Origin of the sequence: Mesorhizobium sp. Mes31, from assembly GCF_024519675.1 — a bacterium.
GTDB lineage: Bacteria > Pseudomonadota > Alphaproteobacteria > Rhizobiales > Rhizobiaceae > Mesorhizobium.
On the sequence record NZ_JALJRL010000023.1, the window covers coordinates 1 to 13,251 of the forward strand.

Consider the following 13,251-nt stretch of genomic DNA (forward strand, 5'->3'; position numbering starts at 1 on the left):
CGGTTCTCCGCGACGGGCGCCGGAGGCCTCTCCTCCAGCTCTCAACCCGTCACGGAATTCCCATCCGCACTCTCACTCTCAGGGGGCGTTGCGGGGTCTCCCCCGCAGAAGGGGCCGGCCGAGACCTTAGCTCGGCCGAGGGGAAGGCTTTCCCCTCGAACAATTATCGTTGACGACCGCCGCACCGACTTCGACATGCATCGATTTCGACATCGACGACGTGATTTGTTCGGGATTGCATATGATAGGGGGGTATACTATTTGACATCTTAGAAAGAAGGAATTCCAATGTCGCATACGACCCGCGAGAAGACGAAGCTGTTGAACCGGGTGCGGCGCATCCGCGGCCAGATGGAAGCCGTCGAACGGGCGCTCGAAGACGAGAAAGGCTGCTCCGACGTATTGCAACTGATCGCCGGCGTACGCGGCGCCATCAACGGCCTGATGGCGGAGGTGGTCGAGGATCACATCCTGATGCATGTCGCCGACCACGACCTGGCCCAGGAAGAACGCAACGAAGGCGCCGCCGAACTCATCGATGTCGTGCGCGCCTACCTCAAGTAACAACGGAGTTTGCCGTCATGGCCGTCCAGGATATCACCCAGAAGCGAACGCTGGCCGATGCCGCCGAAGCGCCTACGATCGTTCCGGATGCTTCGCATCATCACGATCATGACCACCATCCTGATGAGAACGATCATGAACACGGGCATGATCACGACCATCCCTTTGAATGGCAGGAGGCTGCCCGCATCGCCCTGGTCGCGATCGCGGCGGCCACGGTGTGGCTCCGCGTCTGGGAGCCTTTCCCAGCAGTGAGCGTCATCGGCGGCGTCGGCCTTCTGATCGGAGGGTGGCCGATTCTCAAGGAAGCCTTCGAGAACATCGTTGAGCGCCGCATGACGATGGAATTGTCGATGACAATCGCCATTGTCGCGGCGGCCGCCATCGGCGAATTCTTCACGGCCCTGGTCATCACGCTGTTCGTTTTGGTCGCTGAGGTGCTGGAAGGCCTGACCGTCGGCCGCGGCCGCAAGGCGATCCGCGATCTTCTCGATTTCCTGCCGCGTGAGGTCTCAGTCCGCCGATCCGGCTCGATCCGGTCCGTCTCGGCAGAAGAACTGTCGGTCGGCGATGCCATTCTGGTAGCGCCCGGCGGACGAATCCCGGTTGACGGAGCTGTGCTCTCCGGCCATTCCTTCGTCGACCAATCCCGCATCACCGGCGAATCCATGCCAGTCGAGAAGACGGCCGGCGCTCAAGTGTTTGCCGGCTCAATCAACCAGTCCGGCGCGCTGGAGGTTGCCGCAGAGCGGATCGGCCGTGACACGAGCTATGGCAAGATTATCGCGGCGGTCGAACGGGCCGAGAAGTCCCGCGCGCCGGTACAGCGCCTGGCCGATCGTCTGGCCGGTTATCTTGTTTACTTTGCGCTCGGTGCCGCCGTCCTGACATTCCTGATCACGCGCGACATCTACTCGACGATCTCGGTGATCATCGTCGCCGGCGCCTGCGGCATCGCGGCCGGCACACCGCTCGCCATTCTCGGCGGCATCGGCCGCTCCGCTCGTCTCGGGGCCATCGTCAAGGGCGGCGTGCATCTGGAGACCTTGGGCCATGTCGACACGGTGGTGCTCGACAAGACCGGCACGCTGACCTTCGGACGTCCCGAGGTGCAGCACGTCGCACCCGTTGCTGGCACCACCGGTGATGAACTCCTCGATGCCGCTGCGACGGCCGAGGTGCGCTCCGAGCATCCGCTCGGCAGGGCGATCGTCGCCTACGCCCGAAAGCAGGGCCGAACCGTCATGGAGCCGTCAAGCTTCGCCTACACGCCAGGCCGTGGCATCATGACCAAAGTTGCCGACGCCACCATCTTGGTGGGCAACCAGGCCTGGATGGCGGAGAACGAGATCATCGTGCCGGCCGCTGAACAGAACGTCACGGCGGGTTCCGAGGTCTTTGTCGCTCGTGACGGTCGCCTGCTGGGCTCCATCGCGGTTGCCGACATAGTCCGACCCGAAGCCAAGAGGGCGATTGAAGCCCTGCACCGCATGAACATCCGAACGGTCCTGCTCACGGGCGATGCGAAGCGTGTGGCGACCGCCGTCGGTACGGCGCTCGGGATCAAGGAGATCGAGGCGGAACTTCTGCCGGAGGACAAGCTGGCGCGCGTTCAGGCTCTCGTCGCGCAGAAGCGCGTCGTCGCCATGGTGGGCGACGGCGTGAACGACGCCCCCGCGCTCGCCGAAGCCAATGTCGGCGTCGCCATGGGGTCGGGCACCGACGTGGCGCAGGAGAGTGCCGATGTGGTGCTACTCGGTAACGATCTCGAGCGCTTCGTGGAGACGCTTGCCGTTGCAAGGAGAACGCGGGGCATCATCTGGCAGAACTTCGCCGGCACCATCGGCGTCGACGCACTCGGCATCGCGCTGGCCGCCTTCGGCTTCCTCAACCCGTTGCTCGCTGCTGGCATCCATGTCGTCTCGGAGTTGGTGTTCATCCTCAACTCGGCTCGCCTCTTGCCGACGCCGGAGAAGACGGTCACGGCGGCGTCCGAACTCAGGCCCGAACCTGTGAAAGCGTAGCCGTGTCCGTGGCATCGCCGTGTCTCGACATCTGCCAGTTCGACCGCAAGGCCGACCTGTGCGTCGGATGCTTCCGCACCACGGCTGAAATCCGCCAGTGGCGGAAGTTCACCGACCACCGGCGTCGCCAGATCCTGGCTGAACGCCGCCGGCGCGAGGTCAAGCTGGCCGCGCGCAAGACCCCAAGGCCTCCTCAATAATGGCGACGGCAAGAACAATACGGTGCAAGTGGGAGACAGGGGAAATCGTCCTTCATGGACGAAGCCGGGAGCGGACCATCTGTCGTTCTTCGCACCACCGATGGAGAAGCCCCGCCCTGGGTATCGCGCTCCTCCCAACTGTGGCGGCGCCCTCGCTTCCCGCGGGCGGCCCACATGCTTCCACGCCGACCTTCGCGCGCAAGATTGTGCCCGATGGTGGGTGCATTGGACGCTCTCCGGAAGGTGACGCCCCGTCGCGCCTGAGAACCGCCGGCGCGAGTTACAGGCGCGCTGCGCTAGCGCCGTCGGGCCAAGGGAGATCAGGTCAGGCGTACCATAGTTGCAAGGGACAGATTATAGCCGTGTAAAATTAGCCGACTTTCAACAGTGACAAGGTGGCGACGCAGGAGCGAAGTGAGGCAGCCTCGATCGCGGCATAATGATCGAACTCATTCAGCACCTTCCCGCCGAGATCGGGCTCGAAGTGCTACTGGTTCGGGCTGGCGACGAACTCCTTTGCGGCACCATCGCCCAGGTTTGACGAGATATAGACGCCAACCTCAACCCGCTCGAAGATCTCTTCAGGTCACATTGGGTCAGATCGCGACAATTGCGGTGGTTCAGTGCCATGTCTCATCGTTCTCCGCGCCGGCGACCGGCGGCGCTCTAAGGAAGAACGGCGTATAAGCCGCAGTCCTGCGCGCGTCCGCAACAGCGGATCATTGTCGCGCGTAGGACGGAGGAAATTCGCCCCCGCCGCGGGCGGTGAACGGGACAGCCGTAGGAGCGTCAGCATAGCGCCGGCCGCAGGACGGGACGCGGGACCGACTGTCCCCGTCCGCGGCGGTCCGCATGTTTTGCGTCAGGATGGAAGCTGACCGGCCAAAATCGCGCGCAGTTCCGCTTCTCGACAGTCCGGCCGCTGATCGGCGACGATGCGATAGGATTGTCCAACCCAGCGCCGAGTTGGCCTGGACGAAATCGATGAGGTCTTGCATCCTTCAGCCCTCAATTGCGTGGCAGCTTGTGAATTTCCAGCCTGACAGGCCCTCCCCTGTCACAACTTGTGCAGAAGAGCGCTCGCTCGACCGAACTGAACAGAGCGCCTTTTCCATAGCGCTCAATGAGGCCGGCTGGCTTTACCGTTGCATGGTGCGAACAGGATCTGCACCAAGCCCGCAACACATGCCACTCACGAAGATCGCCGAGCGCAACATCCAGGCCAGCGTGAACGCTGCCATCGATGATGGCCCGCGGTGGGATCTTGACCTCGCCTGGTGTCAGGATTTTCTCCATCACATGCCGACTGTTGTAGTGGATCAGCAACATGCCCGGCCGGCGCCGGATGGCAGCTTGCCAGGCCGCCTGACTCACCGTTGAATCGGGGGGACGCGAAATGGTTTCGGATAGGGCCTGCTCGTCGCGATCCCAAACCTCGATCCGAAAATTGTCTTCCGCTGTTTTTGCCATAGCTTCGCCGGCCAGCGCGATTTGACGCCGAGCCATGGTTCCTTGCTGCTCAAGACCAACGGAAATAAGGAACATATTCCTCTCTCGTCAAGGGCAAGCTTGACTCGTCGTTCTCTTTTTGTTCACATTGGCAGCCTCAGCCCAACAGGAGGCGAACCATGGAACTTCGCTTGAACATAGAGAATGCAACACCCCAGGGACTCGCGCGCGGCATCGCGGCAGCCGAAGCAGTCTTCGCACGGGCCGGCATTACGGCTCTGCAAGGCGCGGAAGGACTGTTCGCCTTGGAAGGCTGGGATATCAGGGGCTTTCCCGATGACGACAAGCCTACCGAGGACGAGGACTTAGCTGCGGCAGTCTGGATAGAGGCCGACAAGGCTGCGGCGGCGGCATGTTGTGCGGGCTGGCCGGAGGACAAAGTTCCGCACCATCAGGTCATGGAACTGATCAACGTTCCCCGCACGAAGCTGCAAGCCGAGGCGATTCCAGACACCTGGCCAGAACGGAAGCAGCTCTATCCTGAGGTCGTCAAGCGGCTGGAGATCACGACCGGCCCGGACCGCCAGATCGATTTCGATATCGCCTTCGTTCTCGGTTGGGTTCCCGAGCGGCCGACGCTGGATCGGGTCGAGCCGCTTTCGGACGATGGAGACCGTATCCCCTTCTTCACCAGCGACCTTGCCCAAGTCGAAGAGATGGCTCGCAAGGCGCTCAAGGACTGGACAATCGAGATTGACCGGGATCCCTGTGATGCCCACGTTTTCGACCCGGCGGCCAGCGATGACGGTGATGAATTGCGCATGGCGGCATGGCGTGATTTCGACGGCTCCTTGCACATGGAGAGACCGCCGGCAAATCCTGCAATCGCCCTGACGCTGGCAATGATGCGCGGCCAGTCAATGCATTTCGAATAGTGGTCAAGCGCAGTCGGGGCTCACCGACGCCATCGGTCATCGACCGGGACTGGCCACACCAGGTTGCGCTGCCGGATGACCTCTGCACGGACCGGAACTTCACCATGATCGCGAACTTCTGCCAGGAACAGGGGCTTAAGCACCAGACGCGGCATGTGCAGGCGATATGGCCGAATGGCAAATATGAAATCTATCGGCTTCATTGCTTCAATGATGCCGTATCTGCAGAGGCCTTTCTTGATCACTTCGATGGGCTGAGGTTCGATCCGAGGCGGGATCGGGAGCATGGAAAGGTGCGGGGCGTCTGGCGCCGCACGGGCGAATACACGCCAGTTCTCGATCTCGGCCCACTCAGAGTGCCGGAGATACTACGCAGCTAGGTCACGAGCTTTCGGGGCGAACTGTCTCGACCGAGAGCGATCCGGCGGGAAGCGGCCGCAAAAGCTCGGCCTCAGGCTTTGTCAAATTGATCCAGGCCGCCCAATTCTCCGGCTGAAGGACCACTACCTGACGATTGTGATACGGCGCGACATCCGGTCCGGGATCGGTCGTCAGCATGGTGAAGGTGGGCGCCTTGTTGCCGACTGCCTCACGCCAAAGCCCCGCGACAGCCATGAACGGCGAGCCGTTGAGAGTGAAGCGATGTTTCGCCTTCGGATATTTCGTGCCTGTGAATTCGAAGAACGCGGACGCCGGAACGAGGCAGCGGTTGCTGTTTCCGAATTGCCGGCCTTCGGAGCGGAAGTTGAACACAGGCCCGCCTTTTGGTCCGGTCGGCGGAAATCCGAACGTCATCGATGTCAGTTCGATCGTGTCGTCTCCAGCACGCATTATCGGCGCCGGGTCGTTGATGCGGACGTCATCAGCCTGTGGCAGATCGAGTTCGGTCTGGTGCGCTGGCATCTTACGTGCCAGCGACGCCATCATCCGGCAATATTCAGCCCAGAGGACATGCTGTTCGTAATCGTTGCACATGGGAGGCTCCGGACGTGGGCGACCTGTCTACAGTAAGGCAGTCAGGGCCACGATGAAAAGCGGATCGGCGCTCAACGAAACGGATCCCGCTCAACGAGGATGTCTGCCTCCTTTGCGGCCTCAACGAAGGCCTTGCGGGCGTCGCGGGTTTCTTTCAGGCCCTCAAGCACGCCAAGGCAGGCTTTGCGGGCAGCGACATGTTTCTTGCCGGTTATCGCCGGCCATCGGTTCAACAAGATGTCCGCTGCCTGGGCTACCCGGTCCACGGTGAAGACAGTGTTCCTCGACCTGCCGAGCGCCACATGCACAGGCTTTTCAAATCGCTGGTCTTGCACGGAACCCTCCCAAACCCGAACGCAACTCAATTCGAGATGAAGCAAAGGTTCCCAGCTAGTGCGAGCCGAAGAACCTGTGACCTCGGCCTTCGGAGGGTCCACGACGCGGAGAGTCGTCGAGTGCGGTTGAACACACGACTCTCGATCTCACACCGCTTCCAGGCTGCGCGGGGAAACGCCCGCTATCCGTACCTTCTTTCTCACCCGGCCCCACCGCCGCAACCGTCGGAGAGGTTCCACACATCGACGATCTGCTTGCCGGCGAAGCCGTGCTCGTGGATCAGGTATTTCGCCAGCCCGCCATACACCTTCCAGCGCCAGCATTGGCAGCAGCACGGGCCTTTCTCGTTGGAGTTGGCCATTGCGTAGTCGTAGGCCTTCTGCTCATCGCCAGTGAGTTGCAGATCGTAATAAGACGCCGCCTGCTGCGCCGTCGCCGCCGGAATGTCGTAGGGGTCCTGCGGGATGATCACGATGTCGCGGTATTTGGTCAGGCCCTGCGTCTGATCGGAATAGCGCTTCAGGTCCATCGGGCTGCAGCAGGAGCCCTTGATGCGCGCCATCGTCGGCATGGTGGCGATCGAGTCCGTGAATTTGGCCGAGCACGAGCTGTTGCCGTTTTTGCTGAGTTCCTCGAAACGGCTGGCGAGACCCGGATCGTCGGAGGCCGCTGCGATGTTTGCGCCAGGCAGGACGATCAGGCCAGCGACAGCGATCCCCAGGCGAAGCGCCTTGCTTGCGAAGTTCGAAACAGTGGTCATCGAAAACTCCTTTCTCGGCCTTCAGCCGATGCGCGTGAATATGGGAAACTGCTGGAGCAGCCAGAACGAGAATGTCGACATCTGCCCAGTAACCATGGCGAGCCCCATGATAACCATGATTGCGCCTGCGGCCGGTTGCAGCAGCCGGCCCGCCTGGCGCATCGCTTTCAGCCGCCGTGCCAGGCTGTCGGTGAACAGCGCGGCAAGCACGAACGGAACGCCAAGGCCGAGCGAATAGATCGCCAGCAAGGCGACGCCGTCGGCGATCGTGGCGGAGGCGGCACCCACGGTCAGGATCGAGCCGAGGATCGGACCGATGCAAGGTGTCCAGCCAAAGGCGAAGGCAAGGCCGAGAGCGTAAGCGGAGATCGCGCGTCCGCCGGGAAAGTCTGCATGAAACCGCGCTTCGCGCATCATCCAGCCCGGTCGGACGAGGCCGATCAGGAACAGCCCAAACAGGATGACGATGGCGCCGCCAACAAGATTTAGCTCGACGCGGTAGCTGAGCAGCAACCGGCCGAGCGCCGTGGCGCTGGCGCCGAGCACAATGAAGACGGTCGAGAACCCGAGCACGAAGCACAAACTAAGGCCCGCCGCAGACAAGCGGGCCGTCCAATCGGCCGGCCCGTCAGTCTGCGTTCGACCGGCGACATAGGAAATATAGCCGGGCACCAGTGGCAGCACGCAGGGAGAGAGAAACGAGACGATGCCCGCCGCAAACGCGGTCAGCACGCCGATGTTGGAGAGTTCGGGCATCGATCAGCTACCTCATTTCTGCAGGCCCCGCGCCCGCTCGATCAGTTTTTTCATCGTCTCAAGATCGGTGGCGCCGGGAAAAATCTGATCCCCGACAATAAAACCAGGCGTTCCGGTAATTTTTAGCGCCTGGGCCAGTTCCATATTGCGGTCGATCGACGCCTGGATTTCGGGCTTCTGCATGTCGGTCTGCATGCGCGCGACATCGAGGCCTGCCTCGGCCGCGACCTTGAGCACCACCGCCTCGGTCACCCGTGTCTTGGCGCCGAACAACGCCTTGTGGAACTCCACGTACTTCCCTTGTCGGTCGGCCGCGAGTGCTGCCTTGGCCGCGAACACGGAAGCCGGGCCGAGGATGGGGAATTCCTTGTAGACGATCTTGAGTTGCGGATCGTCGGCGACGGCTTGCGCCATGATAGGTGCTACCTGGCGGCAATAGGGACAGTTGTAGTCGAAGAATTCGACCATGGTGACGTTGCCTTCCACGTTGCCGCCAACGGGGCTTTGCTTGTCTCGAAGGATATCGTCGGCACGCGACGCAAGCGTCGCCTTTGCCTCGGCCGCATCGGCCTCGCGCTGGCGTGCCTCCAACCCTTGTATCGCCTCCATGATGACCTCGGGATGCGCGATGATGTAGTCGTGCACCCGTTGGTCGAACTGGTCCTGGGACATTTCACCGGCAGCGATCGCCGATCGCTGCGCGCCCTGAAAGCCCGGGTTGAGCAGCAACCATCCCGTCACTCCAGCAAGCAGAAGCGTGCGGACAAGCCAGCCCCCGCATCGATTTGCCTGTTTTACCCTGCTGATCATGTGCGTCTCTCCTTGTTATCCGTTAAGGCGGTTGGGTCGGCATGCCGCCGATGAAAACGGCGTCAAAAGAGGTCTTTCAGTTTCGCCAGCCAGCCTTCGTCCTGCTCATGGTGCGGACGCTCGACATCGTTGGTGAGCGCGTTGACGAAGGTGACCAGATTGACCGACGCGAAATTCAGGCCGTGGAAATTGGCCCGCCAGCGACCTTCCTTGTCGATCAGATGGGTGACGGTGCCGTGCATCTGATAGCCGTCGTCGGTGAGGGTGAATTTGTGGCCGAAGGCTTGCGCCAGTGTGCGGGTCGTGTCCTCTGGCTGATCCTGGGTCGTGGTCAGGAACAGCCAGTTGGCCGTGTCGAGCCCGTGCGCCGGTCCATATTTGCGCAGCACGTCCGGCGTGTCCCTCGTCGGATCGGTGGTGATGGTCACGAAGGTGACCTGATCCTTCATCGGCGTGCCGTTTACCATCGTTTGGATCTCGGCGATCTTCTCGGCATGGAGAGGGCACACATCCGGGCACGATGTGTAGATGAAGTGGAGGACGACGACCTGGCCACGCAGATCGGCCATGCGCACGACGCGCCCGTCGGCGGTGCGCAACGTGAAATCGGGCGCAGGCTTGTCGATCGACTGGAAATACTTCTCGTCGCCCTGAAGCATCGCGTCGACTTCATCCAGCGAGTGCGCTTCCGCACTATGGACCAAGCTGAAAACCAGCGCCGTCAGTGCGATGAGGCTGCGCAGCGGGTGCATGCCCGGCGACAGAGCCTTAGGCCCGTTTTGGACCCGGACGAGCATCACCTATTGCCCTTCGGATTGACGGGCACTGCCTTGGCGCCATCGCTGTCACCGTCGGCGTTTGGGGCAACATTTTCGGTCGAGCAGCCGCGGCCGGTCATCCTGTTCATGCAGAGGCCAAGCGCGCACATGGCGACGCAGGGCAGGACACTGAGCAGCAGCGGCGCGACGCCGACCGAGACCAGCCAAGTCCAGTTGAAGGCGAGGCCGGCAATGGCAATGACCGCGCCTGCAGCGATCAGGCCGCGCCGGCCGCCGAGATAGTTCCGGATAGCGAAGCCGCCACTGGGCGAGTCCTTGGCTCGGGTCATTTCCGTAGCGGTCATCTCATTTTCCTTTCTCAGTCTGCGGCGACATGGCGGCGGATGAACGCGACCATGTCGGGCGCGTCCCATTCGGCCGGTCCGATCAGCCGACCGACTTCCTTGCCCTTGCTGTCGATCAGCAAGGTTGTCGGCAGGCCGAAGACGCCGAGCGCGAACATTGCCTTGCTCGATTTGTCGATGTTGAGGGCGAGATGCGCGATGCCGATCTCAGTGAAGAACTGTTTCACCATGTCCGGGCTACGATCTATCGACAGCGCGACGACCTCGAAACCCGGTCCGCCAACCTCGGCCTGCAGCCGGTCGAGGGTCGGCATTTCCTTGCGGCAGGGGACGCACCATGTCGCCCAGATGTTAAGCAAGACGACCTTGCCGGAAAATTCGGCGAGTGTTCTCGGCCGGCCGTCGGCGTCCTCGAAGCTGATTTCCGGCAGGGGCACTGGAGCCTCATGAACGGCAAAATTCTGCGGCGGCTCGACGGCCAATGCGGGCTGCGTCACTGCCACGAAGGCGCCCAAGACGGCGAGAGCAAGCATTCTCATGGCTGCCGTTCCTTCGCTTTGGCTCTCAAGCGCTCGACCAGCGGCAATATCGTCTTCTCAAGTGCCTCTTGCGTCACCGCGCCGATGTGCTTGTAGGCAATTTGGCCGTCGGCGCTCACCACGAAGGTTTCCGGTACGCCGTAGACACCCCAGTCGATGGCAGCGCGGCCGTTGAGGTCCGCGCCAGTACGCGTGTAGGGATCGCCCATCGTGTCGAGCCATCTCGCGGCGTCATCGGGCCTGTCCTTGTAGTTGAGGCCATGGAGCGGCACCTTGCCGCCTGCCGCCAGCTGCATGAACACGGGATGCTCCTCGCGGCAGGCGAGGCACCACGACGCAAAGACGTTGACGAGCGAAACCTCGCCCCGGAGGTCGCCGCTCGACAAGCCGAGCGTGCGTCCCTGGACAGGTGCCAGGCTGAAGGCGGGCACCGGCTTACCGATCAGCGCCGACGGAATGTCCGACGCATTGCGGGTAAGTCCCCAGGCAAGCACAATGGCGAGCCCTGCAAAAACCACCACAGGCAGGACCACCAGCAGCCGCCGCCAAACGGGCCTGCTGGCCGGCCGATCTGATCCAAGGATGTCACCGCGGGTCATCATGCCACCGGCCAAATGTGATTCCCTGCCCCGTTCGCACATATCTTGCGAGCGCTGCCACTGTGAGCAACAGAACTACTAGGACAAGAAAGCCCGCAACGGACAGAAACGTCATGGCCAGCCAGGTTTTGGCAGGGCAATCGGACATATTGGCCATCATCGCTATGCCTCACTCTGTTGCGTAAACGGTAGGTGCTTTGCCGTCCTTCGTGAAAGCGTAGATCGTCCAGGTCCCAGCCTTCTCGCCACCCATGCCGGGAGCGCCGGTCGGCATGCCGGCCAGCGTGATGCCGGTGATGGCAGGCCGTTCGGTCAACAGTTTCTTGACGATATCGACCGGTACCAGGCCATCGACGACATAGCCGTCGACCATAAGTGTGTGGCAGCCTTCGAGATCGGCGGGCACGCCGGCATCGCTGCTGATCTGGGACAGGTTGTTGACGGGCTTGATGTCGACCTTGAAGCCGTTGTGGTCCAGATACCTGGCATAGGATTCGCAGCAGCTGCATTGCGGGTTCTTGTAGATCACCGCGTTGATCGTCGCCGCAACCGCAGGCAGCGGCATAGCGATCGCCACAGCGAAGGCGGCGAGGCAGTAAGTCCGTTTCATTGCAGTTCTCCTTGGTTCATTGGTTGGTTGGCGAAAAGGTTCAGCGATTAGCGAAGGAATCAGGTGACTCGAAACACCGTCATGAGACCGGCCATCTGATGGTCGGCGACATGGCAGTGCAGCATCCAGTCGCCGGGATTGTCGGCGACGAAGGCGCATTCGATCGTGTCCTTGGGGGCGAGCAGCATCGTGTCCTGCCATTGCCGGTGCGGCACCGGCGAGCCGTTGCGCGACAGCACCAGCATGCTGAAACCGTGGATGTGCATTGGATGCCACCAGGCGGTTTCGTTGCGCATGGTGAGATGACAGGTGGCACCGCGTTTCAGCGTGAACTGCGGCGCCATGCCGGCGTGGCCGTCGCCAGTCATCGACATGTCGTTGATCGCCCACGCAGCGGTACCATTCATGCCGGGTGTCGCCATGCCCATCATACCGCCGACGCCAGCGAGCTTGCCGCCACCCATCATGCCGCCCTGCAACACCATCTGCTGGCGTTCGGCATTGGCAAGGTCGGGTTCCGGCAGCGGATTGCGCGGTAGGTCGACAGGCGCGTCGAGAGGATGGGTGCGCAGCGGCGGCGCGTCGTCGTAAGCAAGCGTGGTCAGCGTGTAGGCGAGGCCCTCATAAAATTCGTCTGTCACGGCATGACGGCTGCCCGGGTCGCCCTGCATGTCGATCACGACATCAATGCGCATGGCAGGTGCGAGAACCAGACGGCCGTCTTCCGGTTCGTACGGGTCACAGGGCTGGCCGTCGATCGCCACAATGATCTGGTGATGGCCTTCGAAGCGCAGTGCCATGATGCGGGCAAGCGAGGCGTTGATAATCCGCAGCCTGACGCGCTCGCCCGCCTTCACCAGTTGGTCGGCCGGCACTGTGCCGTTGATGGTGACGAAGTTGCCCACGCGACCGGACATGGCTGCATCCATCGCGCTGCCAAAGCCGGCGGCGATCTGCCTATCGCCCGTCAGCCGCCAGTCCTGGAGCATCCACACGAGGTCGCGATCCACAACAAAAGGCTCGGCCTCCTCGACGATCAACGTCCCGGCAAGGCCGCGGCCAAGCTGCACGAGGCTGTCGGCATGCGGGTGGTACCAGAAGGTACCGGCGTCGGGCGGCGTAAACTCATAGACAAAGCTTGTTCCCGGCTTGATCGGTGCTTGGGTCAGGCCGGGCACACCGTCCATGGCATTTTGCAGCCGGATGCCATGCCAGTGAACCGTGGTGTCCTCGGAGAGCCCATTCTGGACCGTGATGCGAACCGGCCTGCCCTGCTGCACGCGTAGTGTCGGGCCGGGCACCGTCCCGTCATAAGCCCAGACAGCGGTCCAGGGACTATCCGGACCAGCAAGGCTGGCACGGCCGTGTGCTGCCTTCAGCTCGCGGTTATCGAGCTCGGATGCCCGGAGTGACCTCGCTGTAGACAGGGTTGTCGAGGCAACACCTGCCGCCGCAACGAGAAATCCGCGGCGCGACATGAAATGACTGAAATCGGACTTCACCCTTGTGCCCTTCGCGATCTCAATCGATGGCGGCCATCGGCGGCCATCGATTGATTGCTGTCCGCACCC

17 protein-coding genes are annotated in these 13,251 nt (G+C 62.2%); 5 read left to right on the forward strand and 12 right to left on the reverse strand.

The genetic code is table 11. The features are described 5' to 3' along the window. The first annotated feature begins 288 nt into the window (after positions 1-288). From NR193_RS28130 to NR193_RS28140, 3 genes are read left to right on the forward strand one after another with little or no spacing between them, the layout of a single operon-like run. On the forward strand, positions 289-564 hold the full coding sequence (locus NR193_RS28130) for a metal/formaldehyde-sensitive transcriptional repressor (protein ID WP_256753966.1): 276 nt from the start codon (positions 289-291) through the stop codon (positions 562-564). A gap of 17 nt (positions 565-581) precedes the next feature. Further along, positions 582-2,588: a cation-translocating P-type ATPase gene (locus NR193_RS28135; protein WP_256753967.1), complete on the forward strand. Its 2,007-nt coding sequence runs from the start codon at positions 582-584 to the stop codon at positions 2,586-2,588. Between the two features lie 2 nt (positions 2,589-2,590). After that, positions 2,591-2,788: a DUF1289 domain-containing protein gene (locus tag NR193_RS28140; RefSeq protein ID WP_256753968.1), complete on the forward strand. Its 198-nt coding sequence runs from the start codon at positions 2,591-2,593 to the stop codon at positions 2,786-2,788. Positions 2,789-3,796: 1,008 nt separating this feature from the next. Here NR193_RS28140 and NR193_RS28150 read toward each other — a convergent pair. Beyond that, positions 3,797-4,333 carry a hypothetical protein gene (locus tag NR193_RS28150; RefSeq protein ID WP_256753969.1) on the reverse strand — a complete coding sequence of 179 codons (537 nt, stop codon included), beginning with the start codon at positions 4,331-4,333 and terminating at the stop codon, positions 3,797-3,799. Between the two features lie 83 nt (positions 4,334-4,416). On the opposite strand from NR193_RS28150, the gene NR193_RS28155 reads away from it, so the two are divergent. Beyond that, positions 4,417-5,172 carry a hypothetical protein gene (locus tag NR193_RS28155; RefSeq protein WP_256753970.1) on the forward strand — a complete coding sequence of 252 codons (756 nt, stop codon included), beginning with the start codon at positions 4,417-4,419 and terminating at the stop codon, positions 5,170-5,172. Positions 5,173-5,276: 104 nt separating this feature from the next. Next, complete coding sequence (locus NR193_RS28160; RefSeq protein WP_256753971.1) at positions 5,277-5,552, forward strand: hypothetical protein; 276 nt, start codon at positions 5,277-5,279, stop codon at positions 5,550-5,552. A 1-nt stretch (position 5,553) separates the two neighbouring features. On the opposite strand, the gene NR193_RS28165 is transcribed toward NR193_RS28160, so the two are convergent. From NR193_RS28165 to NR193_RS28215, 11 genes are all read right to left on the reverse strand, one after another. Then, the gene (locus tag NR193_RS28165) at positions 5,554-6,147 is read right to left on the reverse strand and encodes an SOS response-associated peptidase (protein ID WP_256753972.1); all 594 of its coding nucleotides are present in this window, start codon (positions 6,145-6,147) and stop codon (positions 5,554-5,556) included. A gap of 71 nt (positions 6,148-6,218) precedes the next feature. Beyond that, on the reverse strand, positions 6,219-6,527 hold the full coding sequence (locus NR193_RS28170; protein WP_256753973.1) for a DUF982 domain-containing protein: 309 nt from the start codon (positions 6,525-6,527) through the stop codon (positions 6,219-6,221). A gap of 155 nt (positions 6,528-6,682) precedes the next feature. After that, the gene (locus tag NR193_RS28175) at positions 6,683-7,243 is read right to left on the reverse strand and encodes a hypothetical protein (protein ID WP_256753974.1); all 561 of its coding nucleotides are present in this window, start codon (positions 7,241-7,243) and stop codon (positions 6,683-6,685) included. Positions 7,244-7,264: 21 nt separating this feature from the next. Further along, positions 7,265-7,999, reverse strand: coding sequence for a cytochrome c biogenesis CcdA family protein (locus NR193_RS28180; protein ID WP_256753975.1), 735 nt, complete (start codon positions 7,997-7,999; stop codon positions 7,265-7,267). Between the two features lie 12 nt (positions 8,000-8,011). After that, positions 8,012-8,809 (reverse strand): DsbA family protein, encoded by a 798-nt coding sequence (locus NR193_RS28185; protein WP_256753976.1) that lies wholly within the window; start codon positions 8,807-8,809, stop codon positions 8,012-8,014. 62 nt (positions 8,810-8,871) lie between these two features. Beyond that, a complete protein-coding gene (locus tag NR193_RS28190) occupies positions 8,872-9,606 on the reverse strand; it encodes an SCO family protein (RefSeq protein WP_256753977.1) in 735 nt (244 codons plus the stop codon). Beyond that, the gene (locus tag NR193_RS28195) at positions 9,606-9,932 is read right to left on the reverse strand and encodes a hypothetical protein (RefSeq protein WP_256753978.1); all 327 of its coding nucleotides are present in this window, start codon (positions 9,930-9,932) and stop codon (positions 9,606-9,608) included. Before NR193_RS28195 ends, NR193_RS28190 begins: the two co-directional genes overlap by 1 nt. A 14-nt stretch (positions 9,933-9,946) precedes the next feature. Next, entirely contained in the window at positions 9,947-10,471 is a 525-nt protein-coding gene (locus NR193_RS28200) for a TlpA disulfide reductase family protein (protein ID WP_256753979.1), read from the reverse strand. Continuing rightward, positions 10,468-11,070: a DsbE family thiol:disulfide interchange protein gene (locus NR193_RS28205; RefSeq protein ID WP_256754051.1), complete on the reverse strand. Its 603-nt coding sequence runs from the start codon at positions 11,068-11,070 to the stop codon at positions 10,468-10,470. The genes NR193_RS28200 and NR193_RS28205 overlap by 4 nt, the downstream gene beginning before the upstream one ends. A 169-nt stretch (positions 11,071-11,239) precedes the next feature. Then, on the reverse strand, positions 11,240-11,680 hold the full coding sequence (locus NR193_RS28210) for a DUF411 domain-containing protein (protein ID WP_256753980.1): 441 nt from the start codon (positions 11,678-11,680) through the stop codon (positions 11,240-11,242). A gap of 59 nt (positions 11,681-11,739) precedes the next feature. Then, positions 11,740-13,158, reverse strand: coding sequence for a multicopper oxidase family protein (locus NR193_RS28215; RefSeq protein WP_306280625.1), 1,419 nt, complete (start codon positions 13,156-13,158; stop codon positions 11,740-11,742). Positions 13,159-13,251: the final 93 nt, after the last annotated feature.